General features: G+C 63.2%; 22 protein-coding genes, 1 tRNA gene and 2 pseudogenes. 10 read left to right on the forward strand and 15 right to left on the reverse strand.

The window, feature by feature from the left end; genetic code table 11:
• Window positions 1-31 precede the first annotated feature (31 nt).
• Entirely contained in the window at window positions 32-694 is a 663-nt protein-coding gene (locus tag MKZ91_RS18445) for an OmpA family protein (protein ID WP_336172514.1), read from the reverse strand.
• Between the two features lie 248 nt (window positions 695-942).
• On the opposite strand from MKZ91_RS18445, the gene MKZ91_RS18450 reads away from it, so the two are divergent.
• Window positions 943-1,581, forward strand: a complete 639-nt coding sequence (locus tag MKZ91_RS18450; RefSeq protein ID WP_336172515.1) for an exopolysaccharide biosynthesis protein — start codon at window positions 943-945, stop codon at window positions 1,579-1,581.
• A 73-nt stretch (window positions 1,582-1,654) separates the two neighbouring features.
• Here MKZ91_RS18450 and MKZ91_RS18455 read toward each other — a convergent pair whose 3' ends face one another.
• The 4 genes from MKZ91_RS18455 to MKZ91_RS18470 all read right to left on the reverse strand — a co-directional run bounded on the left by MKZ91_RS18455 (window position 1,655) and on the right by MKZ91_RS18470 (window position 4,529).
• A complete protein-coding gene (locus MKZ91_RS18455; protein ID WP_336172516.1) occupies window positions 1,655-2,008 on the reverse strand; it encodes an antibiotic biosynthesis monooxygenase in 354 nt (117 codons plus the stop codon).
• A 103-nt stretch (window positions 2,009-2,111) separates the two neighbouring features.
• A complete protein-coding gene (locus tag MKZ91_RS18460; protein WP_336172517.1) occupies window positions 2,112-3,137 on the reverse strand; it encodes a histone deacetylase family protein in 1,026 nt (341 codons plus the stop codon).
• Window positions 3,138-3,420: 283 nt separating this feature from the next.
• Window positions 3,421-3,948: a GNAT family N-acetyltransferase gene (locus MKZ91_RS18465; RefSeq protein WP_336172518.1), complete on the reverse strand. Its 528-nt coding sequence runs from the start codon at window positions 3,946-3,948 to the stop codon at window positions 3,421-3,423.
• 2 nt (window positions 3,949-3,950) lie between these two features.
• The gene (locus MKZ91_RS18470; protein WP_336172519.1) at window positions 3,951-4,529 is read right to left on the reverse strand and encodes a helix-turn-helix domain-containing protein; all 579 of its coding nucleotides are present in this window, start codon (window positions 4,527-4,529) and stop codon (window positions 3,951-3,953) included.
• A gap of 207 nt (window positions 4,530-4,736) precedes the next feature.
• Here MKZ91_RS18470 and MKZ91_RS18475 point away from each other — a divergent pair, with 207 nt between their 5' ends.
• Together MKZ91_RS18475 and lepA are read left to right on the forward strand one after the other, a co-directional pair.
• Complete coding sequence (locus MKZ91_RS18475) at window positions 4,737-5,978, forward strand: MFS transporter (protein ID WP_336172520.1); 1,242 nt, start codon at window positions 4,737-4,739, stop codon at window positions 5,976-5,978.
• Window positions 5,979-6,048: 70 nt separating this feature from the next.
• Entirely contained in the window at window positions 6,049-7,875 is a 1,827-nt protein-coding gene (gene lepA, locus MKZ91_RS18480) for a translation elongation factor 4 (protein ID WP_427345131.1), read from the forward strand.
• Between the two features lie 245 nt (window positions 7,876-8,120).
• Here lepA and MKZ91_RS18485 read toward each other — a convergent pair whose 3' ends face one another.
• A complete protein-coding gene (locus MKZ91_RS18485) occupies window positions 8,121-9,587 on the reverse strand; it encodes an MFS transporter (RefSeq protein WP_336172522.1) in 1,467 nt (488 codons plus the stop codon).
• A gap of 130 nt (window positions 9,588-9,717) precedes the next feature.
• Here MKZ91_RS18485 and MKZ91_RS18490 point away from each other — a divergent pair, with 130 nt between their 5' ends.
• Window positions 9,718-10,332, forward strand: a complete 615-nt coding sequence (locus MKZ91_RS18490; protein ID WP_336172523.1) for a TetR/AcrR family transcriptional regulator — start codon at window positions 9,718-9,720, stop codon at window positions 10,330-10,332.
• A 302-nt stretch (window positions 10,333-10,634) separates the two neighbouring features.
• Here the strand turns inward: MKZ91_RS18490 and MKZ91_RS18495 are convergent, their stop codons facing one another.
• From MKZ91_RS18495 to MKZ91_RS18510, 5 genes and pseudogenes are all read right to left on the reverse strand, one after another.
• Entirely contained in the window at window positions 10,635-11,147 is a 513-nt protein-coding gene (locus tag MKZ91_RS18495) for a GNAT family N-acetyltransferase (protein WP_336172524.1), read from the reverse strand.
• A 47-nt stretch (window positions 11,148-11,194) separates the two neighbouring features.
• Window positions 11,195-11,344, reverse strand: a pseudogene (locus tag MKZ91_RS31625) (DapH/DapD/GlmU-related protein); the annotation flags it as partial.
• A 228-nt stretch (window positions 11,345-11,572) separates the two neighbouring features.
• Window positions 11,573-11,710: pseudogene (locus MKZ91_RS31630) on the reverse strand (maltose acetyltransferase domain-containing protein); the annotation flags it as partial.
• Between the two features lie 20 nt (window positions 11,711-11,730).
• Window positions 11,731-12,210: a GFA family protein gene (locus MKZ91_RS18505; protein WP_336172526.1), complete on the reverse strand. Its 480-nt coding sequence runs from the start codon at window positions 12,208-12,210 to the stop codon at window positions 11,731-11,733.
• Complete coding sequence (locus MKZ91_RS18510) at window positions 12,207-12,962, reverse strand: type 1 glutamine amidotransferase (RefSeq protein ID WP_336172527.1); 756 nt, start codon at window positions 12,960-12,962, stop codon at window positions 12,207-12,209. Before MKZ91_RS18510 ends, MKZ91_RS18505 begins: the two co-directional genes overlap by 4 nt.
• A 367-nt stretch (window positions 12,963-13,329) precedes the next feature.
• Here MKZ91_RS18510 and rnk point away from each other — a divergent pair, with 367 nt between their 5' ends.
• Window positions 13,330-13,734, forward strand: a complete 405-nt coding sequence (gene rnk / locus MKZ91_RS18515) for a nucleoside diphosphate kinase regulator (RefSeq protein ID WP_336172528.1) — start codon at window positions 13,330-13,332, stop codon at window positions 13,732-13,734.
• Window positions 13,735-13,816: 82 nt separating this feature from the next.
• Here the strand turns inward: rnk and MKZ91_RS18520 are convergent, their stop codons facing one another.
• Window positions 13,817-14,272, reverse strand: coding sequence for a DoxX family protein (locus tag MKZ91_RS18520; RefSeq protein ID WP_336172529.1), 456 nt, complete (start codon window positions 14,270-14,272; stop codon window positions 13,817-13,819).
• A gap of 293 nt (window positions 14,273-14,565) precedes the next feature.
• Between MKZ91_RS18520 and MKZ91_RS18525 the strand changes: the two genes are divergently transcribed.
• Complete coding sequence (locus MKZ91_RS18525; RefSeq protein ID WP_104662489.1) at window positions 14,566-14,847, forward strand: SelT/SelW/SelH family protein; 282 nt, start codon at window positions 14,566-14,568, stop codon at window positions 14,845-14,847.
• An 83-nt stretch (window positions 14,848-14,930) separates the two neighbouring features.
• Complete coding sequence (locus MKZ91_RS18530) at window positions 14,931-15,275, forward strand: YqaA family protein (RefSeq protein WP_336172571.1); 345 nt, start codon at window positions 14,931-14,933, stop codon at window positions 15,273-15,275.
• A 12-nt stretch (window positions 15,276-15,287) separates the two neighbouring features.
• On the opposite strand, the gene MKZ91_RS18535 is transcribed toward MKZ91_RS18530, so the two are convergent.
• The gene (locus tag MKZ91_RS18535; RefSeq protein WP_336172530.1) at window positions 15,288-15,914 is read right to left on the reverse strand and encodes a ribonuclease D; all 627 of its coding nucleotides are present in this window, start codon (window positions 15,912-15,914) and stop codon (window positions 15,288-15,290) included.
• Between the two features lie 108 nt (window positions 15,915-16,022).
• On the opposite strand from MKZ91_RS18535, the gene MKZ91_RS18540 reads away from it, so the two are divergent.
• The 3 genes from MKZ91_RS18540 (at window position 16,023) to MKZ91_RS18550 (ending at window position 19,904) form a co-directional block, all read left to right on the forward strand.
• Window positions 16,023-16,334: a hypothetical protein gene (locus tag MKZ91_RS18540; RefSeq protein WP_336172531.1), complete on the forward strand. Its 312-nt coding sequence runs from the start codon at window positions 16,023-16,025 to the stop codon at window positions 16,332-16,334.
• 229 nt (window positions 16,335-16,563) lie between these two features.
• A complete protein-coding gene (locus MKZ91_RS18545; protein WP_336172532.1) occupies window positions 16,564-17,604 on the forward strand; it encodes a hydroxyacid dehydrogenase in 1,041 nt (346 codons plus the stop codon).
• A gap of 299 nt (window positions 17,605-17,903) precedes the next feature.
• Window positions 17,904-19,904 (forward strand): adenylate/guanylate cyclase domain-containing protein, encoded by a 2,001-nt coding sequence (locus tag MKZ91_RS18550; protein ID WP_336172533.1) that lies wholly within the window; start codon window positions 17,904-17,906, stop codon window positions 19,902-19,904.
• A gap of 22 nt (window positions 19,905-19,926) precedes the next feature.
• On the opposite strand, the gene MKZ91_RS18555 is transcribed toward MKZ91_RS18550, so the two are convergent.
• Entirely contained in the window at window positions 19,927-20,883 is a 957-nt protein-coding gene (locus tag MKZ91_RS18555) for an adenylate/guanylate cyclase domain-containing protein (protein WP_336172534.1), read from the reverse strand.
• 274 nt (window positions 20,884-21,157) lie between these two features.
• Window positions 21,158-21,244, reverse strand: a tRNA-Leu gene (locus MKZ91_RS18560).
• Window positions 21,245-21,292: the final 48 nt, after the last annotated feature.

Consider the following 21,292-nt stretch of genomic DNA (forward strand, 5'->3'; position numbering starts at 1 on the left):
CCTTCGATAGCTGGTGACCGATCGCTTCGGATCAGGCCTTGATCGGCGCGATCGAGATTTCGACGCGGCGGTTCTGCGCGCGGCCGGCTTCGGTCGAGTTGGAGGCGATCGGACGCTCCTTGCCGTAGCCCATGGCCGACATGCGGCGCTGGTCGACGCCCTGGCCAGCCAGGTAGTTGGCAACCGAAGCGGCGCGGCGCTCGGAAAGGCCCTGGTTGTAGGAGGCGCTGCCGGTCGCATCCGTGTGACCGTCGACGTCGATCATCGTCTTGTTGAACTTGCGCAGTACGATCGCCACCGAGTTCAGCGTGTCGTAGAAGGCCGGGATCACCTGGTCGCGATCGGTCGCAAAGGTGATGTTCGACGGCATGTTGAGGATGATGCGGTCGCCAGCGCGGGTGACCGAAACGCCGGTGCCCTGAAGCTGGGCGCGCAGTTCGGCTTCCTGGTTGTCCATGTAGTTGCCGATCAGGCCGCCGCCGAGACCGCCGATCGCGGCGCCGACGAGTGCGGAGTCGCGCCGACCGGCAGCACTACCGCCAACCAGCAGACCGGTCGCTGCACCGAGGCCAGCGCCGATCAGCGCGCCACCGGCAGTATTCGACATCTTCTGTTCACCCGTATAGGGATCAGTGGTGGTGCAACCCGAAAGATAGAGGGCGGCGACTGCCAGAATGGCGCATTTCTTGATCATGGAATCAGTTGTCCCCATTGGTGCTCAAAGTTGCTTCATACTACGGATTGCGGCAGGAAGATGAAGAGGCGTCCCAATCACGCCATGGTTTACCGGCAAATGGCGTTTGCCAGCAGTCGGTGTGCCGATCGGGGCACACCATAACCGATCCTTCACATGCCCTTGATAGGACGGACACCCGGAAACGGGACCAGGAAGCTCTGCGCAGCCGCGGTCCCGCGCATCAATAGGAAATGAGGCAGGTATCGATGGCAATCGAGTTCGGCGACACGCAACGCAGTCTCAGCGACACGCTCAACGGCATGATTGCCTCGATCCGCGGCGAGACCATCACGCTGCGCGAGCTGATGACCGAGATCGGCGAACAGGGGTTCCTGCTGCTCTGCGCGCTCTTGACGCTGCCCTTCCTTCTGCCGGTCTCGATCCCCGGCGTCAGCACCGTCTTCGGCGCGGCCATCATCCTGATCTCCGTTTCGATCACGCTCAACCGCCTGCCCTGGGTGCCGCAGCGCATTCTCGACCGCAAGATCGAGACCGAGAAACTGGTACCGACATTGCAGAAGGGGGCGAGCCTCGTCTCCAAGCTCGACCGTTACGTCCGGCCACGCCTCGGCTTCCTGACGCAAGGAACGGTGATGAACCGCTTCAACGGCCTGATGATCATGGCGGGCGGCGTGTTGTTGATGTTCCCGCTCGGGCTGATCCCGCTGTCGAACACGCTTCCGGGTATCGCGATCCTGCTGCTCTCGCTTGGCATCATCCAGCGTGACGGACTGATGGTGGCCGGCGGCTATCTCTTCCTGATCGCGACATCAGTCTATTTCACCGTGCTCGCCTACATGGCCTTTGCCGCCGGCCAGGGCCTGTCGACGTTCTTCGTTTCCTGACGAAAGGGCGATCCCGCACTTGCTTGAATGAGCCCGGCCAAGTTGCCGGGCCGCTTGGTTCCTGAAATTGCTTCTAGGCAGCCAGACCGCCGAAGGCCCGGTAGCTGGCAAAATCAGTGCGGATGCCGAGCGTCTTCATCAGCGCTTCTCGGTCAAGGCCAAGCTTACGGTCAAACTCTACGAGAGCGGCGGCCACCTTCGGCGCAACGTCGGCGCTGGCAAACTCGATCATGGTAATGAAATCGAACTGGCCGGGACCGGCATGCTGCTCCAGGAACAGGTCTTTGACGTAGCCGTCCTGCTTGCGGATGACCGCAAGCGTCTTGTCGACGAGTTCGACGAACTGCTGACGCGCGTCCAGCGGCACGGTGTATTTGTTGATGCGGTAAAGCGGCGCCACGACGGCCGGGTTTGACAGACTGCTCATTGCTCTTTTCCTCTTGATCTCTTTTGAACGGGAGCAGTCGTACGACCTCAAGTAAAGCTGAGGTCAATAGCGGTCTATCGCTTTTTCTCTTAGGCGAGCGCTGTCAGCCGGAAAGGCCCTTCAGCACGTTGGCGACATTGAGCCCGATCTCCGGTACGCCGTAGCCGCCCTCCATGGAGACGACCACCGGCAGGCCCGAGCGCCTCAGCGCCTCGCCCATGCGGATATAGTCGTCGGACTTCAGACGGAAGAAGGAGATCGGGTCGCGCTCGAAGGTGTCGACGCCGAGCGAAACGACCAGTGCCTCGGCACCGAAGGCGGCGATACGCGACAGCGCGTCTTCCATCGCCGCCGACCAGACGTCGTAGCCGGTGCGGCGCGGCATGGGATAGTTCTTCGTCGTACCCTGCCCCTCGCCGGCCCCTTCCTCATCGGCAAAGCCGAGGAAATACGGAAAGGCATCGACCGGATCGCCATGCAGCGAGGCGAAGTAGACGTCGCCGCGCTCGTAAAAGATATCCTGGGTGCCGTTGCCGTGGTGAAAGTCGACATCAAGCACCGCCACCTTGCACGCGCCGTGGTCCTTTAGGCGCTGGGCAGCACAAGCAGCATTGTTGATGAAGGAATAGCCGCCATAGAGATCGATCGCCGCATGGTGTCCCGGCGGCCGGCAGAGCGCGAAGGCGGCGCGGTTGCCGGCATGCACATGGTCGGCGGCCGAAAGCGCGCAGTCCATTGCAGCACGTGCGGCGGCATAGGTGCCCTCGGTGATCGCCGTTTCGGCGGCGAAGGAGTAGTAGCCGATTGCCCCGTCGATATCGCGCGGCGGGTGCTGGCGCATGCGCCGGGCGGGAAAGCAGGTCGCTATCGCCTCGCCGCGATAGCCATCGGCCACCCAGCGCGCCCAGGCGGTTTCGAGGAAGTCGAGGTAGTCAGGCGAATGCAGCTTGAGAGCAACCTCGAGGCCATGGTGATCGGGTGCGACGACATCATGGAATCCCGCCTCCTTCACCGCCTTGAGAATCCATTCGGCCCGGAACGGCGCCTCAAAGGGGGTCACCAGTTCGCCGCCGAAAAGTTCGGTCTTGGCGTCGCGAAGCTTGTGGTCCTCGGAGTAGAAGATGCGCATGGAGTGGGTCCTGAACGGCAAGAAGGGTGCCGATAACCTACCCCAGCGTGCCGGCTTGGCAACCGCGTCCTAGCGCCTCGGCACGCGCCCCTCATCCGGCCTGCCGGCCACCTTCTCCCCGCAAGCGGAGCGAAGGACACCCGTTGCACGCACTTGCTCCATGCTCAACTCGCAAGATATCCGGATATGGCAGATGAGGTATCCGCGGAACTTCCGCGTTCCCTCTCCCCGCCTGCGGGGAGAGGGTCAGCATGAGGGGCAGTCTCCAGGAACTGCAATCTCGCTAAGCCGCGATCCGCTTGTAGAAAAACGTGGTGGCGCAGAGGCCGCCTTCCGGCCACATCGCATAATCAGGAATGACGCCGACGCGCTCCCAGCCGAGACGCGGATAGATCGCCTCCGCCTCGCTGCCGGTCGCAGTGTCGAGCACCAGCAGCGTCTTGCCGCGCGCAGCTGCCTCGCGCTCGACCGCGTCCATCAGCCGGCGCGCCAGACCCTTGCCACGAGCGGCGCGGTGGACCAGCAGCTTCTTCAGGTCACCGCGATGCGGCTGGTTCGGCATCTGCGCGACGCCGACCTGGACGGTTCCGAGGACCCGCCCCTCCACTTCCGCCACCATCAACAGCGTGTCGCCTGCCGCCACCGACTGGGCGACACCCTGCCAATAGGCAACAGCGCTTTCCGGCGGATAGGGCTGCATGAAACCGACCGACGCGCCGCCCTCGACGCAATCGGACAGCACCGCGGCAAGCGCCGGTATGGCCGCACGGGCCTCTGATTCATCGAGCAGACGGATCTCTATATCGGACATGGTCAAACCTTGGTGCGGCAGAGGATGACGGCGTAGTGAGCCGGCTCATCGTGCGGATTGTGAAAAATGTGGGCCTGTTCCAGGCCCATGAACAGGCAATCGCCGGGCTCAAGTGAATGGGGGCCGGATTCCATTGTCAGCTCCAGCCGGCCGGAGAACAGCCAGAGATGCTGGGTGATGCCCCGGTCCGACAGCTGCCGCTCGAAGACGACGCGGGCACCGGGCGGAAACTCGACCTCGACGATGTCGACAGGAGAGCCGAGGCCCTCCGGCGACACCGAGCGGCGCAGATAGCCGGATTCCGGATCGCGCCAGAGGCGTTGGTCAGCGCGTCTTGCAACCGGCGACGCTTCCTTTGTCTCGAAAGCAAAAAGAGCGGACAGCGTGGTCGAGAGCGCACTGCAAAGCTTGGCGAGAAGCTGGGCCGTCGGGCTCGTCTCGCCGCGCTCGATGCGTGAGATCATCGCCCGGCTGACGCCGGAGCTGGCGGCGAGCTCATCGAGCGTCAGGGCCTGCTCCGCGCGCAGCGCCCGGATGCGTTCGCCGATGGCATATTCCAAGGGGTCGGTTGCGTTTTCCATTATTTGAGATTGCATTTCTCATATAATGGAGTCAAGAGTGGAAAGGCTGAAAATACGGGCATGCGATGCCGCTTTGGCGACAGCGCGATACCGCTCTTTCGGCTATAGTGGCGACCTTGCGGCCAAAATCGAGAAAAGCTTACACTTCAATACTTTAGATAGTTCTCAATCGCCACGCCACATGCGGCCCTCACCGACAGGTTGACCATGACCAAGCAGCCTTCTTCGCTGACCTCGATCGCCAGCATCGTCGCCTCGATGACGGCGGTTGCGATCGGCAACGGCATGATGCTCGCCTACGTTCCCTTCGCGCTGACGCGCTCGGACGCGCCGGACTGGGTGCCGGGTGCCGCTGTGACGATGATCGCTTTCGGCGGGCTGGTCGGCTGCGTCATTGCCGGACCAATGATCCGTCGCGTCGGCCATGCCCGCGCCTTCTCCTGCTCGATGGCGCTCGTCATTCTCTCCGCCCTGACGATCGCGCTCGGCATGCACCCGCTGCTGTGGGTTCTTGCCCGCGGGCTCTATGGCGCGTCCGGCAACACCAACTTCATCATCGCCCAGAGCTGGCTCAACCATGCGAGTGAGAACCACTGGCGTGGCAAGGCGATGGCGCTGTTCTACATGGCCTATGTCATCGGCCTTGGCACCGGCGCCTGGCTGTTCGGCCAGATCCCCGCCGACGGCAACCTGCCGCCGCTCGTCACCATCTTCTTCACGGCGCTTGCGCTGCTGCCGATCGGGCTGACGCGACTGCCGACCCCGCCGGCACCTGCCAAGGTCAGCATCGACATCCCCATGGTCTGGCGCAATTCGCCGGTCGCCTTCATCGGCGTGCTGGCCGCCGGCGGCCTCTCGATGGTGGTGCAGGGCTTCACGCCGATCTATGCCGCCGCCAACGATGTCAGCCAGGGCGACATCGCCAACCTGATGTTCGTCATGCAGTTCGGCCTGATCGCCATCCAGTATCCGATGGGCACACTGTCTGACCGGATCGACCGCCGCCTCGTGCTGATCGGCACCTGCTTCTTGATTCTTGCCGCCGGCTTCTTCGCGCTCTCCGCCTCGTTCAACAACCTGATCCTGTTGATGCTGGTCTTCGCTCTCTTTGCCGGCGCAGTCGAGACTGTCTATTCGATCGCCAATGCCCATGCCAACGACCGCACGGATCCGGCCGATTTCGTGCCGCTTGCGAGCACCATGCTGGTCGCCTGGTCGACCGCCGCAACGGTGGTGCCCTTGCTGGTCACGTTGCTGATGCCGGTCTTTGGACCGCGCACCTTCATCTATGCGGCTATGGTGGTTGCAGCCCTCTACGCGCTCTTCGTGCTGGCACGCCTTAGGAAACGGGACGAGGTTCCGGTGGCCGAGCGCGAGAGCTTCGAGATCAGGAGCGCACAGATGCCCAACGCGGGCGCTCTTGTTGAAGCAGAGGCGAGCGCCGAATAGCCTGATTTATAGTGAACGAAGCCTTCATTTCCCGCTTTGCGGCGGTTGAAGGCACTGCTATATGCGGCCCATGAGCACAACATCTTCGAAAACGCCCCTTTCGCATATCCGCAACTTCTCGATCGTGGCCCACATCGACCACGGCAAGTCGACGCTTGCCGACCGGCTGATCCAGTCCACCGGCGGCCTCGCCGAGCGCGAGATGTCCGAGCAGGTGCTCGACAGCATGGATATCGAGCGCGAGCGCGGCATCACCATCAAGGCCCAGACGGTGCGCCTGCACTACAAGGCCAATGACGGCGAGACCTATGTGCTGAACCTGATCGACACGCCCGGCCACGTCGACTTCGCCTATGAGGTGTCGCGCTCGCTGTCGGCCTGCGAAGGCTCGCTGCTCGTCGTCGATGCCTCCCAGGGCGTGGAAGCGCAGACGCTCGCCAACGTCTACCAGGCGATCGACAACAACCACGAACTCGTCACCGTGCTCAACAAGATCGACCTGCCGGCGGCCGAACCCGACCGCATCAAGGAGCAGATCGAGGAAGTGATCGGCATCGACGCGTCCGACGCGGTGCTGATTTCGGCCAAGACCGGCCTCGGCATCCCCGACGTGCTCGAAGCGATCGTCACCAAGCTGCCGGCGCCGAAGAGCGACGGCGGCGACGCCGCCCCTTTGAAGGCGCTGCTCGTCGACAGCTGGTACGACACCTATCTCGGCGTCATGGTTCTCGTGCGCATCATCGACGGCACGCTGAAAAAGGGCATGACCATCCGCATGATGGGCACCGACGCCAAGTACACGATCGAACGCGTCGGCGTGCTGACGCCGAAGATGGTGGCGATGGATGCGCTTGGGCCCGGCGAGATCGGCTTCATCACCGCCTCGATCAAGGAAGTGGCCGACACCCGCGTCGGCGACACCATCACCGAGGACAAGCGCCCGACCGACAAGGCGCTGCCGGGCTTCAAGCCGGCACAGCCGGTGGTCTTCTGCGGCCTCTTCCCGGTTGATGCTGCCGACTTCGAGGACCTGCGCTCGGCGATGGGCAAGCTGCGCCTCAACGACGCGTCGTTCTCCTTCGAAATGGAATCGTCCGCAGCCCTCGGCTTCGGCTTTCGCTGCGGCTTCCTCGGCCTCTTGCACCTCGAAATCATCCAGGAGCGCCTGGAGCGCGAGTTCGACCTCGACCTGATCGCGACCGCCCCTTCGGTCGTCTACAAGCTGTTCATGACCGACGGTTCCGAGCGCGAGCTGCACAACCCGGCCGACATGCCCGACGTCGTCAAGATCTCGGAAATCCACGAGCCGTGGATCCGCGCGACGATCCTGACCCCCGACGATTATCTCGGCGGTATCCTGAAGCTCTGCCAGGACCGCCGCGGCATCCAGATCGAGCTGACCTACGTCGGCACCCGCGCGATGCTGACCTACGACCTGCCGCTCAACGAAGTCGTCTTCGACTTCTACGACCGGCTGAAGTCGATCTCCAAGGGCTACGCCTCGTTCGACTACCAGATCACCGAGCACAAGGAAGGCAACCTTGTGAAGATGTCGATCCTCGTCAACGGCGAGCCGGTCGACGCGCTGTCGATGATGGTGCACCGGATGGCGGCGGAGAAGCGCGGCCGCGAAATGTGCGAGAAGCTCAAGGAGCTGATCCCGAAGCACATGTTCAAGATCCCAATCCAGGCGGCGATCGGCGGCAACGTCATTGCCCGCGAGACCATCTCGGCGCTGCGCAAGGACGTGACCGCCAAGTGCTACGGCGGCGACGCCACCCGCAAGCGCAAGCTCTTGGAAAAGCAGAAGGCCGGCAAGAAGCGCATGCGCCAGTTCGGCAAGGTGGAGATCCCGCAGGAGGCCTTCATCGCCGCGCTCAAGATGGGCGACGAGTGAGGACCAGTCAGGTCGGATCGATCAGGGAGGCATTGCCAGAGGCTTTGCCTCCCTTTTCTTTTTTGTGTGGGAGTCTCGCCGTCTCCTCCGACGTCATCCTCGGGCTCAAGCCCGAGGATGACAACCGAGAGGGTTGGCAATGCTTGAATTGCAGGGCTGTTCTATCGCCCTCGACCACCAATGCATCGTTGCCGGGTTCTCACGTCACGGTCACCGATCGCGATGTCCGTTAATTCTCGTGACCCTCACTCCGGCAGCTTCTTCGGCAGCCAGAGCCACGCGATGATGCCCAATGCGAGGAGTGCCAGCCCTCCGACGGAGGCGGCCACATGCAGGCCGGTGAGGAAAGCCTCCTTGGCTTGACCGACCGTTTCGGGCGACAGGTCCGGCTGATCGAGCGTTTCATTGAGCGTACCCGCCACACCGGGACCGAAGAGGCGGAAACTGAGCGCCGCCAGCGAGCCCAGCAGGGTGATGCCCAATGCGTTGCCGAGTTCGTTGCTGGTCTCGGCGATCGAACCGGCCGCACCGGCGCGTTCGGCAGGCACGGCCGACACGGCGATCTCGGCCACGAGGCTGAAGGAAAGGCCGTAGCCGATGCCCGCAACAACAGTCGAGGCGATGAAGAGGGCGACGCCAGCCTCGGCGGTCGTAAAGAGAAGGAGGAAGACACCGGCCGCGATCAGGAAATGCGTCGCGACGAGCGCCGTCCTGCGGCCGATCTCATCGACGATGCGGGCCGTGCCGACACAGGTTGCCATGAGCACGACGGCGCCGGGCAAGGTCAGCAGCGCCGCGGTGAAGACGTCAAAGCCCAGCACCGACTGCAGATAGATGCCCGAGAGGTAGCCGACAGCGGACCAGACGACCAGCGGCAGGAGGCCGGTGAGGACGGCGATGGAAAAGATCCGGTCGCGGAACAGACTAAGGTCGAGCAGCGGATAGGCGATCCGCGTTTGCCTGCGAAGGAACAGCGCGATCGCAAGGATGCCGACGATCCCGGCGGCGGCTTGCAGCGCCGTGAATCCGTGGACGGCAGCCGTCTTCAGCGAATAGGTGAAGAGCAGGATGCCGGCAAAGGACAAGACGAAGCTCGGCAGGTCGATGCGGCCATAAGTCGTGGTGCGCACTTCACGTAAGAGGATCGGTGCGGCGACCAGGAAGCCGAGCACGAAGGGGACATTGATCAGGAACACAGAACCCCACTCCAGCCGCTGCAACAGCAGGCCGCCGAGAACCGGACCGATGGCAAAGCCGGCGGCAAAGGTGGCCGCGAAGATGCCGATCGCCTGGGCGCGCTGGCGCGGGTCGGGGAACAGGGCGCTGACGATCGCAAGCCCAGAGGGCAGCAAGGTCGCACCACCGAGCCCCATCAGCGCCCGCGAGGCGATCAGCGCCATGGGTGACTGCGAATAGGCAGCCCCGAGCGATCCAGCGCCGAAGACTACGGCACCGATCATGATCAGCTTCAGCCGGCCATAACGATCGCCGATATTGCCGAAGGCGATCAGCAGTGACCCGACCACGAAGCCGTAGATATCGAGGATCCAGAGCGCCTGGTCGGCGGTGGGCATGAGCGCCGAGGTCACGCGCGGCATGGCGAGATAGAGGATGGAGCCATCCATGGCCACGAGCAGCACCAGGGGCAGCACGGCGATCAGGCCGAGCCACGCGCTTCGATCTGTGGATCTTGATAGAGAAGTGTCAGTCATCGGGCACAAATCCTTTGCGAACGGCATGCGATCGCATGCCGCGTCCGCCGCCGGCGATGAGGCTGGCGAATGGTTGCGGTCGGAGGTTTAGTTCTATATACTTCAGGTAAGTTACTTTTGGTATATAGTGATGTCAAGCGCAACGGAAAAGAACCCTGTCGCCACGAAACGCGTTCGTCTCACCCGCGAACAACGGCTAAATCAGCTCATCGATGTGGCGTGGAGGCTCGTTCGCGAGGAGGGAACCGATGCGCTGACGCTGCCGCGCCTGGCCGAAGAGGCTGCCGTCGCCAAGCCGGTGGTCTACGACCATTTCGGCACGCGCAACGGATTGCTTGCGGCGCTCTACCAGGACTTCGACGCACGCCAGACGGTGGTGATGGACGCTGCCATTGCGGCGAGCGAGCCGACACTGGAGGCAACAGCCAGGACCATTGCCTCGTCCTATGTCGACTGCGTGCTGACGCAGGGCCGCGAGATCCCCGGCGTGCTGGCGGCGCTTGCCGGTTCACCCGAGCTTGAGACCGTCAAGCGGGCTTACCAACGGGTCTACATCGAGAAGTGCCGAAAGGTGCTGAGCCCGTTCACGGATGAGAAGGGCATAGCTGCGGCCGGATTCTGGGCAATGCTTGGCGCCGCCGATGGCCTGTCCAATGCTGCAGCGACAGGAGAGATCACGGCCGACGAGGCGGAGCGCGAACTCTACGAGACGATCGTTGCCATGGTGCAAAGAGGCGGCCGGTAGCCCGGAACGGAACGCGGACGTCCTCTGTTTCAGTCATCCTCTGGCTTGACCCGAGGATGCATGCATCGGTGAGCTGCGTGTATGGCCGGTCATGCCGACGAAGGGCGGGGCAGCGAAGATGCATCCGACGCAGGGCCGCCATCCAGCCCTGCAAAATCTAAGCATTGGCGTCAACAATGGAAAGTTGGCCGATTGGCCTCGGGTCTGGCTCATGATCATTCGGGCTTGGGTCTGGATCCTCGGGTCAAGCCCGAGGATGACGTCGCGGAGAGTGAGGCAGCGTCAGTGCGAGAGCATCCACGTCACGCCTGCCCAAGCAAAAACCGCTTCGAAATGCGGTCCACCAGCTTGCCGTCCTTCAGCGGCACCGCCTTGTCGACCTTGTAATCGACGAAACCCATCTTGCCGTAATAGGCAAGCCCGCCGGTATTGTCAGCGCGGATGGTGGCGTTAAGGGCTTTGAGACCGATCGAGCGGGCAAAATCGCAGGTGGCTTTGAAGAGCGCTGTGCCGGCGCCGGGAACCTTGTTGCCGGGACGCGAGAAGGTTCCGATATCGGCCCAATCCTCGGGAATTCCATCCCAGCGGTCCAGTGCCTGGAAGGCGCAGGGCGCACCGGTTTCGTCCTCGGCGACGAAGCAGCTGACGAAGCCTGGACCGGCGAGATAATGCTCGACAAAGGCTTCGGACGTGAATGGCGTCTGGTGGGCGGTGGTGCCACCGATGCGGATGATTTCGTTGAGGAAGGCGCACAGCGCTGGTGCATCGTCGTGCCGCGCCGGGCGCACATGGATCGTCCTGGTCTCGTTCGTCATTAAAAATGGCCTCCTGAAATGTCTTATCATATCGATTGGCCGAGCTGGCGCGCCGGGTTGCCGACCACGGTCGCCCCGGCCGGCACGTCCTTGGTCACCACCGAGCCCGCGCCGACGATCGCACCGTCACCGATCGAAATTCCGCCGAGGATGATCGCGCCGCCACCGATCCAGACATCGCTGCCGATCGTCACCGGGCGGGCAACCTCGAGACCCTGGCCGCGCAGCACCGTATCCTTGTGGTGTTCGGCGCAATAGATCTGCACACCCGGCCCGAGCATCGTTCCCTCGCCGATGGTCACGGCACCGCTATCGAGGATGGTGCAACCGGCATTGAGATAGACCCGGGCGCCAAGTTTGATGTTGATGCCGTAGGAGCAATGGAACGGCGCTTCAATGAAAACGTCGTCGGCAATCGCTCCAAAGAGCGCGCGCAGGCGCGGCGCCATGTTTCCGCGTTCGTTCGGCGGCATGGTGTTGTGCTGGTGGACAGCTTCACGCGCCGTCATCCGAAGTGCGTCGAGCTCGGGGTCGAGGCACGAATACCACTCGCCGGCGGCCATTTTCTCGCGCTCGCTGCTGCTCACGCTTTTGCCTTTGCTTCCGCCGCCGCGCGCCGCGCCAGGCTTTCAGGCGGCCACATCGTCTTCATGTCGTAGAAGATCTCGAAGGCCGGGGCGCCGCCTTCAAGCGACAGCCAGCTGACCTTGGAGCGGGTAAAGATATGGGCATCCGGCGGGAAATCCGAGGGACGGTCGAGGCTGGCGATCCTGAGGAAGGAGAGCCAGCCGCGCCGGCCATAGTCGCTCCAGAGCGCCGTCTGGCAGGAGGCGCAGCGGTAGACGTCATGCGGCCGGCCGCTGTCGGTGGGCAGCGTCACGACGACGGGCTCGCCCTTTTTGAGCTCGATGTTGTCGCGCTCGATCACGCCATTGACGACGAAGGCGCTGCCGACCTGGCGCTGGCAATCGCTGCAATGGCAGCAGTTGACGAACATCGGCGCGGCTTTCAGCCGATAGCGAATGCGACCGCAGAAACAGCCGCCATGTGCAATCTCGCTCATCCGTCGACATCCTCCAGCACCGGCCCAGCAGTTGCAGCCGCGCCATTGCGGCCGCCGATCGTCGCCACCCAGGCCCGCGCCAGTGCCAGGCCGGCGGCATCGGCCTCCCGGCCATGGCGTGCGGCGTGCTCACGATAGCGCGCGAGCCAGGTGGGATCGAGCCTGTTGATCGTCTCCGGAAAGGCGCGGTTCCAATCCTCGACCAGATGCGTGTCGGCTTCGAAATGGAACTGCGTGCCATAGGCGGCGCGGCCGACGCGGAACGCCTGGTGGGTGGTGACGGTGTTTTCGGCGAGATGCACCGCACCCTCCGGCAGGGTGAAGGTATCGCCATGCCACTGGAAGATCGGAAAGCTCTCGCCGACGCTGGATAGCACCGGGTCAGCGGCACCCTCGCCACGCACATGCACCTGGCACCAGCCAAACTCCTTGGCGGCGCCGAGAAGGTTTGCAGCCCCATAGGCGCGCGCCAGAAGCTGGCTGCCGAGGCAGATGCCGAGCACGGAGCGGTCGCTGTCGCCAAAGGCGCGCATCAGCGCGGCAAGATCAGGCAAATAAGGATAGGCGGCATCGTCGAGCGCGCTCTGCTCGCCGCCGAGCACGACCAGCGCATCATAGCCGTCGGGCGCTTCGGGTACGGCTTCGCCCAGATAGGCGCGGCGGACTTCGATCTCGGCCTTTGCCTCGCGAAGGGCCGTGCCGACCTGGCCGAGCTCGGTCTTCGCCATGTTTTCAATCACCAATATCCGCATCACCGCTTCCCTTCGCCATTGCGAACAGAAAATGACCACGAGCGCCTTCGCTGTTCAAGAGGCGATTGCTCGGGCGATCGAGCCGCCGCACGGTGCGCAGCACGCGGGGCGGCCTTGACTTCGCCGCCAAACTTTCCGACCCTTGGCGCATCATGATGTCGACAATGTCTTCAAACAGCTGCTTCCGGGTGTGCCCGATCGCAGGAACCTGACCCCGGCCCGGATGCTTGCGCTCTCCGGGTGAGGGGAGCCTTTCGCGTCGGCAAAGGAATTTCCGAACGCGACCGAACGAGCGCCGAATCTCCAAAAGAATCCGTTTCGATTGCGCCCCACCGGTGCGCGTCGATCTTATGTGTCAGGTCACATCATGGCAGCATCCCGCAAGAAACTTCCACCGATCATCATCAATGCCGAGGACCACAAGCGGTTGACGGCGCTCGCCTCGGCCGCACTCGAGCGCGTGCCCGAAGTTGCCGAGGCATTGCTCGCCGAACTCGATCGCGCACGGATCGGCGATCCGGCCAAGCTGCCTGCCGATAGCGTCCAAATGGGCTCCACCGTCGCCTTCGAAGCCGACAACGGCTTTTCCAAACAGGTAACGCTCGTCTATCCCGGCGAGGCCGATATCGAAGCCGGACGTATTTCGGTGCTGACGCCGATCGGAGCGGCACTGATCGGCCTTTCCGTCGGCCAGTCGATCGACTGGCTGGATCGCTCGGGCAAGGTCCATCGCATGACGATCCGCACGGTGACGGCGAGCGAAAGCGCCTGAGCGCCTTTAGGCAGGCGCCCAAACGAAAACGGGGAGGCCGGTTTTCACCGCCTCCCCGTTCCTCTGACCGTCGCTCGACAGATCAGAACTGTTTGCCGAGCTTGGCGTCGACCGACTGGCTGTTGGCGCCGCGGATGGCGAAGAAGAACAGGATCGCCGCCCAAAGGATCGACTTCTCGGCGCCGAAGAGACCTTCGGCCTGCACGATGCCGTGGAAATAGACGGTGACGAGCAGAACGATCATGCCGGCAAAGGCAGCCGGGCGGGTCAGAAGGCCGATTGCGATCAGGATGCCGCCGAAGAATTCGGTAGCGGCGAGAAGCGGCGACCAGAAGACACCCGGATAGAAGCCAAGGCCCTCGACCATGCCGATCGCGCCGAAGGGATTGGTGATCTTGCCGAAGCCGTGCACCGCGAGCAGGACGCCGGCCAGAATGCGCAGAAGCGTCTCGGCAAAGGTGTCGAGCGGCAGATAGATCTTCTCCAGCGCCGGCAGGATGGCACGCGGGCGGGAAGTGGTAGCGGTGACGTCGGTCATGGTTGGCCTCTCCGGCGGTTGGGGTGCGACAATTTGTGCAATGCCGCAATGTCTCGCCGCGACCGGCGCTCAAAGCAAGCTGCCACGCGATAAAAACATGACTAGATTGGTTGACAATTATGTGAGCGCAGCGTGAGCATCGTGCCGCAGTTGTTTCCGCGCTGCGTCGCCGGTATGGTCGGCGCCCGCGCGCAAATAGTCAGCCTTGCGCGCCGGGTGCGCTACCACCTTGAAACACTGCAAGATTTCGGATCGCCTGGATCCGGACACTGTGCTTGAAACTGGAACGATCGATGGACCAGAAGCCACGCATCACCATCCTCTACTGCACCCAGTGCAACTGGCTGCTGCGGGCTGGCTGGATGGCGCAGGAACTGCTGCAGACCTTTGGGCAATCGCTCGGCGAAGTGGCGCTCATTCCCGGCACCGGCGGCAATTTCGAGATCCGCGTCAATGACGCGCTCGTCTGGGAACGCAAGCGCGATGGCGGCTTTCCGGGACCGAAGGAACTGAAGCAGCGCATCCGCGACATCATCGAGCCGGAGCGCGATCTCGGCCACACCGACAGGAGCTGATCCTGGATTTCGGAATTCTCGCCGGCGTCTTTTCCGCCGCGTTCCTGTCGGCGACGCTACTCTTTGGCATGTCGGAAGCGGCAATCGTCGCGGCCGCACTGCACGGACAGACTGATCGAGCGGCCCTTTTCCTTGCGGCGACACTCGGCAATGTGCTTGGCGCCGTCGTCAATTTCGTGCTCGGACGCTTTCTCATCCGCTTCGAGGGGCGGCGCTGGTTTCCCGTGTCCCCTTCGGCGCGGCAGAAGGCGGAGACGTTGTTTGCCCGCTATGGCCAACCGGTGCTGCTGCTTTCCTGGGTGCCCATCATCGGCGACCCGCTGACTTTGGTTGCGGGCCTCTTGCGCATGAAACTGCCGCTGTTCCTGCTGTTCGTCACGATCGGCAAGGCGGCACGTTATGCGGTCGTGCTCTACCTGACACCGTAGCCGCGCAACACCTCAGCTGTGCGCGAAGATATCCGTCTCGTCCCAGCCGAGCAGGTCGAGCTTGGAGCGGGTCGGCAGGAAGGCAAAGCAGGCATCCGCATGCTCCATGCGGCCGTCGCGCAGCAGGCGGGCCGTCAGCTTCTCCCGCAGCGCATGCAGGTGCAGCACGTCGGAAGCGGCATATTCGAGCTGCGCCGGCGACAGGATTTCCGCTGCCCAGTCCGACGACTGCTGCTGCTTGGAAATGTCGACGTCGAGCATTTCCTTGAGATTGTCCTTGAGACCATGGCGGTCGGTATAGGTCCGCGTCAGACGCGAGGCGATCTTGGTGCAAAACACCGGCGTCGTCGTCACCCCGAAGGTGTGAAACAACACAGCGATATCGAAGCGGCCGAAATGGAAGATCTTCTGGCGGGCCGGATCGGCGAGCATGGCGACGAGGTTCGGCGCCTCCTTCTGGCCGGCGGCGATGCGGATCACATCAGCGGTACCATCGCCTGGGGAAAGCTGCACGACGCAGAGGCGGTCGCGGCGCGGTATGAGGCCGAGGGTTTCCGTGTCGATCGCGATCGCACCCCTGTAACGGTCGGCATCGGACGCGGAGATGTCACCTTCGTGGAACCGTATTGCATTCGCCATCGAAAATCCCCAGATCAAATGAAACGGTGTGGCCTATAGCGCAAAGTTGACGCTAGCGATACCGCCGACGCGCCACACCCGCCGTCCGCCGCCTCGAAAGTCCTGACAATGACGCCGTTTCGCCCCGCTCTTGCTCTTTCGGCCCTCTCTCTGGCACTGGCCTTGACGGCCCTGCCCGCACCGGCGCAAACCTATCGGGACCTGCCCGGCGTGCGGGAGATGGACCCGCTGAACGGCAATGGCGACAGGATCGTTTGTGAGCAGACCTTCGTCGACCGCAACTATCCGTTCGAATCGACTGCCCGCGGCCGCCCGGTCTACGACACGATCTACAACTGCCGCCGTGGCGACGGACCGGTCTTCCAGGGCAGCGACCTGCCGCCGTCGCTTTATCGGCAGAAGCGTGGGCTGGGGTATTGACCCGGCGCGCTTTGGCGCGTCCTGTCAATCCTTCCGCCACGTGCCTTCCGCCTGCCGCTTGGCGAAGCCTGGATCTGTTCTCAGTCTGACGGCCGGAAGCGGAGGCCACCGCCATCTTCAGCGCCGCGCGTCTTCTCAGGCGCGCAAAGGGCGATGTTGCCCTTTGAATTGTCGCACGTTTTATCCTTTAATCGGCTGCGATCGAGGGAAACACGCTGTGGGGGGAAGCATGCCCGATACCGTATCCGACAACCGGCCGTTCGCGATCAGCGCCCCAGCTCCGCGCACGCTTGAGCTGATCTTCACGCCGGCGGCGCTTGGCGACCTCCATCGACGCTACCGCATCATCGAAGCCGAGCCGGACAATATCGCCAGCCTTCGTGACGAGGTGCTGGCTGAAGCCCGTTACATCATCGGCCAGCCGCCGCTCGACCACGCGACGCTTGATCGCATGGGCAAGCTGAAGGCGATCCTGAATGTCGAGAGCAACCTGATCAACAACATGCCCTACGAGGTGCTGTTCGAGAGGGGCATCCATGTGGTGACGACCGGGCAGGTGTTTGCCGAACCGGTGGCGGAACTGGGTCTCGCCATGGCGCTCAACATCGCCCGCGGCATCGTCGACGCAGATCTTGCCTTTCGCGAGGGCCGAGAGCTCTGGGGTGGCGACGGCAACCGCTCGGCGCGCCTGCTCTCCGGCTCCGACATCGGCATCATCGGCTTCGGCGATCTCGGCAGGGCGCTCAACCGGGTGCTTTCGGGCTTCCGCGCCCGGATCCGCGTCTTCGACCCGTGGATGCCGGCATCGATCCTGAAGGACAACGGCGTCGAGCCGGCGACACTTGAAACCGTTCTGACCGAGAGCGACTTCGTCTTCGTCGTTGCTGCCGTCACCAGCGAGAACGAAGGTTTTCTCGGCGAGAAAGCCTTTGCCCGCATGCGCCCCGGCGCTGCCTTCATCCTCTTGAGCCGCGCCGGCGTCGTCGATTTCGATGCCCTGATGGCGGCGGTCGGGCGCGGCCACATCGTGGCGGCAAGCGACGTCTTTCCGGAAGAACCTTTGCCGCTCAATCATCCGGTTCGCAAGCTTCCCGGATTCCTGCGTTCGGCCCACCGCGCCGGCGCGCTCGACAGCGCCTTCAAGAAGATGGGCGACATGGTGCTCGAGGACATGGACCTGATGGACCGCGACCTGCCGCCCATGCGCTGCAAACGCGCCGAGCGCGAAACGGTGGCCCGCATGCGTTCAAAGCCGGTGACGATGAACTGAGCCTTGGGCAAAGCGTGATCGAACCGTTGTGCGCTTAACTGTTTGATTTCAGCGTGCCGTTGACGCAAGACTGCCGCACCTGAGCGCGAGAGGCTGGTGATAGCAGCCGACTGTTGCCAACCGCTTCAGCGGCTGATGCATTGGCGCTGATTAACATGTTTTATGGGAATCGCATTTAACTTTGCCTGCACATGCGACCGGTGGTGCACGCCAAGGTCGCGACAGCACTTGACCGCTTGACGCCCGAAGCTTCCGATCGAGCCGGAGCGACAGATGGCAGCACGAACCAGAGATCCGCAATGGCAGACAAGGCGCAAAGCGCTCGACGCAGCAACACAAGCGACACCTGGAACAGCTCGCTCCGATCGCTGTTCAGCCTGGTCATGGTGGCCATGCTGATTGCCGTATCGGCCATACTGGTCGGGCTTGACTATCATCGCTCGCGCAATGCCGCTATCGCCGACGCCGAGGCCAACATGCAAGGCTTCATGAGCCGGCTTGTCGACCGACTGGGCGTGCTCTCGGGCGACACCTCGGCGCTCGTCAGCCTCGTCTCCTCCGTCGCCAATTCCTTCCTCGTGCCGCCGCCGGAGCGAATGAGCGACAAGGTGGCGGTCCTGCGCGAGGGCATCACCCGTTCGCCACATATTGACGGCGTCTATGTCGGCTATCCCAATGGCGCCTTCTTTCAGATGGTCGACCTGAAGCAGGTCGCCTGGCGCGTGGCCCTCGATGCACCGCGAGGCGCAGCCATCGCCGTGCGCTCGATGGAAAGGGACGCCAACGACAAGCCGCTTCAGCGCGTGCTTTTCCTCGACAAGGACGGCATGCAGTTCTCCGAGCGGGTCGTGCCACCGACAGGTTTCGATCCCCGCACCAGGCCCTGGTATCGGGCAGCCGTCAACGGAAAGGCTGCGGTCTCGACCGGTCCTTACGAAAGTGCGACGACCCAAACGCTTGGAATGACCATCTCGCAAGCCCATCGCGGCAATCCGCAGATCGTCATCGGCGCCGATGTGATCCTCGATACGATCACCGATTTTCTCGCCCGCGAACGACTGACGGCCGGTTCCGTTTCGTTCATCCTCGATGCCTTCGGTCGACCGATCATCCATTCCGACCGGGTGATGATGCGCCGCATCATGGCGGCGAAGGACAAGGATAGCCCGATTGTCCAGGCCGAGAGCGATCCCCTCATCCAGAGCATCCGGCTCCACCCGCCGGCGCCCGGAAAAGCTGACTTCGTTCAAGTCGGCGACCGAACCTATCTCGTCATGGTGACGCCGCTTGAGTCCGCGCTGCTTCTCTCCGGCAACCGCGCCGTGGTGGCCGCGCCGCTCGACGAGCTGATGGCGGAGGCGAACCGCACCCTGGTGCAGGGCCTGGCGATTTCCGGCGCGGTCGTGGCGCTTGCGGTGCTCGCCTCGCTGGTGCTCGCTCATCTGATCACCAAGGGGCTGAACCAGCTGACCGCCAGCGCCAACCGGCTGCAGGATCTCGACTTTACCACGCCGATCGACGTGTCGTCGCATGTCAGCGAGATCTCGACGCTCGGCGGCGCGATGAACCGGGCGCGCGATGCCATCTTCACCTTCGCGCTCTATGTGCCGAAAGAACTGGTGCGCAAGGGCATCGAATCCGGCCACTTCAGCGGCCGCTCGGCGTGGCGGCAGGAGGTCACCGCGCTGTTCACCGACATCTATGACTTCACCACGCTCAGCGAGAAGCACTCGCCGGAAGAGGTCGTGGCGATGCTGTCGGAGTATTTCGACATCTTCAGCGAAACCGTGGGGCAGCACGACGGCACGATCATCCAGTTTCTCGGCGATTCGGTGTTTGCGATGTGGAACGCACCAGCGCCGGACGACAGGCATGCCGAACATGCCTGTCGCTGCGCGCTCGCCGTCGAAGCACGCCTGCGCGTCTTCAACGAGGGTCAGCGCAAGAAGGGGCTGCCGGAGTTTCGCACCCGCTTCGGCATCCACACCGGCACCGCCGTCGTCGGCAATGTCGGCGCCAAGGAGCGGCTGCAATATACCGCCATGGGCGACACGGTGAACGTTGCCTCGCGCCTCGAGGGCATGAACAAGAACTACGACACGACGATCATGGCGAGCGGCGCGGTGGTCGCCCAGGCCGGCGACGCGATCCGTTTCAGGCCGCTCGGGGCGGCGCAGGCCAAGGGCCGCGCGACCGCACTCGATATCTACGAGGTGCTGGGGGCGGAGCCCGAAGAAAACGCACCCACCCAAACGCCGCCGGCCGATCCGGAAGGCTTACAGAACGGGCAAAGCACCTAGACTACTTCTTGTCCAAGAGGCCTCAGGGTCTGGCGCTGCGGCGCGCTCGGATTACCCAGCGGATACCGCCGATGACGGCAAAGGCAAGCAGGGGCCAGACGGACCAGAACACGCCCCGCCAGGTCAGAAGATTGATCGCCAGCAGCACCAATCCGGCAAGCGCCAGAATTCCAATGCCACGATCGAGCCACGGGTTCTGCTTGAGCCAGGCAAGGCCCCAAAGGATCCCAAGACCAAGCAGCGGCCAGATGGACCAGAGGACACCGTCCCATGTGAGCAGGTTGAGTGCGACCAGCCCCGCAGCAATCACTGCAAGCACGGGCAACGATCCGCGCTTGGCCGCCGCCATCGCTCCGCTGGCCGCGGTTGCGCTGGCAGCAAGGCTGGACGTTTCGGGGGCAGCACCACCGGTGGGACGGCCAAAACCCGTGCCGCCAACCGCCGGGCGGGCGTCAGTCGTGCCAATGCGCACGGCATAGCTCGCAATCCCGCCATCGATGTTCTTCACCTCGAGTTGGCCGAGGAAATCGAAGCCGACGGCGACCTTGTTGCGCACCTGGTCATAAACTGTGTTGGAGATGACGATACCGCCGGCCGGAGCCGAGGCCTGCAGGCGCGCCGCGACATTGACGCCGTCGCCGTAGAGATCGTCACCTTCGGCAATCACATCGCCGAGATTGATGCCAATGCGAAACAGCATCTGCTGGTCGGCAGGGCACGTGGCGTTGCAGCCAGCCAATTCGTTCTGGACGTCGATTGCCGTGCGCAGCGCCTCCACCACGCTCGGAAACTCGGCGATCAGACCATCGCCCCAGGTGTTGACCACGCGCCCCTCACGCGCCTCGATCAGCCGCCCCATTTGATCGCGATGACGCTTCAGCGTCGCAAGCGTGCCCTCTTCGTCGGCACGCATCAGCCGCGTGTAGTCCTGAACATCTGCGGATAGGATTGTCGTCAGCTTGCGACGCGTCTCAGACATCGCTCCGTCCTCGCTCAAGATCCGCCGCCGCGGACGATTGCATCATGCCGCATTCGTGCGGTCCAGCCCTTTCGCTGCGCATAGAATATCAATGCTGCCCGCGAAAGCTTCAAGGCGCGCCGCGCGAAAATAACGCCGACATGCAACCATCAGGAAGATAGAACAGAGATTTGCAAGCAGGAAATCGCCGCAAAATCCGACGATGTGCCGGAAACGAAAAAACCCCGGAGGACCGGGGTTTTTCGAAACAAAATCAAAGATTTGGCTAAAGGAATGGTGCCCAGAAGAGGACTCGAACCTCCACACCCTTTCGAGTACCAGCACCTGAAGCTGGCGCGTCTACCAATTCCGCCATCTGGGCGACGAGCGGGGATGTAAAAGGCCAGAGCTGAAGTGTCAACAGGCATTT

The sequence above is a fragment of the Ensifer sp. MJa1 genome, from assembly GCF_037026475.1.
GTDB lineage: Bacteria > Pseudomonadota > Alphaproteobacteria > Rhizobiales > Rhizobiaceae > Ensifer.

Coding starts and splice junctions, on each gene's coding strand:
- MKZ91_RS18535 (WP_336172530.1), bottom strand. CDS start 15,914: ATGGCGAATGCAATACGGTTCCACGAAGGTGACATCTCCGCGTCCGAT.
- MKZ91_RS18510 (WP_336172527.1), bottom strand. CDS start 12,962: ATGCGGATATTGGTGATTGAAAACATGGCGAAGACCGAGCTCGGCCAG.
- MKZ91_RS18455 (WP_336172516.1), bottom strand. CDS start 2,008: ATGAGCAGTCTGTCAAACCCGGCCGTCGTGGCGCCGCTTTACCGCATC.
- MKZ91_RS18550 (WP_336172533.1), top strand. CDS start 17,904: ATGGCAGACAAGGCGCAAAGCGCTCGACGCAGCAACACAAGCGACACC.
- MKZ91_RS18545 (WP_336172532.1), top strand. CDS start 16,564: ATGCCCGATACCGTATCCGACAACCGGCCGTTCGCGATCAGCGCCCCA.
- MKZ91_RS18450 (WP_336172515.1), top strand. CDS start 943: ATGGCAATCGAGTTCGGCGACACGCAACGCAGTCTCAGCGACACGCTC.
- MKZ91_RS18465 (WP_336172518.1), bottom strand. CDS start 3,948: ATGTCCGATATAGAGATCCGTCTGCTCGATGAATCAGAGGCCCGTGCG.
- MKZ91_RS18555 (WP_336172534.1), bottom strand. CDS start 20,883: ATGTCTGAGACGCGTCGCAAGCTGACGACAATCCTATCCGCAGATGTT.
- MKZ91_RS18475 (WP_336172520.1), top strand. CDS start 4,737: ATGACCAAGCAGCCTTCTTCGCTGACCTCGATCGCCAGCATCGTCGCC.
- MKZ91_RS18505 (WP_336172526.1), bottom strand. CDS start 12,210: ATGAGCGAGATTGCACATGGCGGCTGTTTCTGCGGTCGCATTCGCTAT.
- MKZ91_RS18490 (WP_336172523.1), top strand. CDS start 9,718: ATGTCAAGCGCAACGGAAAAGAACCCTGTCGCCACGAAACGCGTTCGT.
- MKZ91_RS18495 (WP_336172524.1), bottom strand. CDS start 11,147: ATGACGAACGAGACCAGGACGATCCATGTGCGCCCGGCGCGGCACGAC.
- rnk (WP_336172528.1), top strand. CDS start 13,330: ATGGCAGCATCCCGCAAGAAACTTCCACCGATCATCATCAATGCCGAG.
- MKZ91_RS18520 (WP_336172529.1), bottom strand. CDS start 14,272: ATGACCGACGTCACCGCTACCACTTCCCGCCCGCGTGCCATCCTGCCG.
- MKZ91_RS18485 (WP_336172522.1), bottom strand. CDS start 9,587: ATGACTGACACTTCTCTATCAAGATCCACAGATCGAAGCGCGTGGCTC.
- lepA (WP_427345131.1), top strand. CDS start 6,049: ATGAGCACAACATCTTCGAAAACGCCCCTTTCGCATATCCGCAACTTC.
- MKZ91_RS18460 (WP_336172517.1), bottom strand. CDS start 3,137: ATGCGCATCTTCTACTCCGAGGACCACAAGCTTCGCGACGCCAAGACC.
- MKZ91_RS18470 (WP_336172519.1), bottom strand. CDS start 4,529: ATGGAAAACGCAACCGACCCCTTGGAATATGCCATCGGCGAACGCATC.
- MKZ91_RS18540 (WP_336172531.1), top strand. CDS start 16,023: ATGACGCCGTTTCGCCCCGCTCTTGCTCTTTCGGCCCTCTCTCTGGCA.
- MKZ91_RS18445 (WP_336172514.1), bottom strand. CDS start 694: ATGATCAAGAAATGCGCCATTCTGGCAGTCGCCGCCCTCTATCTTTCG.
- MKZ91_RS18525 (WP_104662489.1), top strand. CDS start 14,566: ATGGACCAGAAGCCACGCATCACCATCCTCTACTGCACCCAGTGCAAC.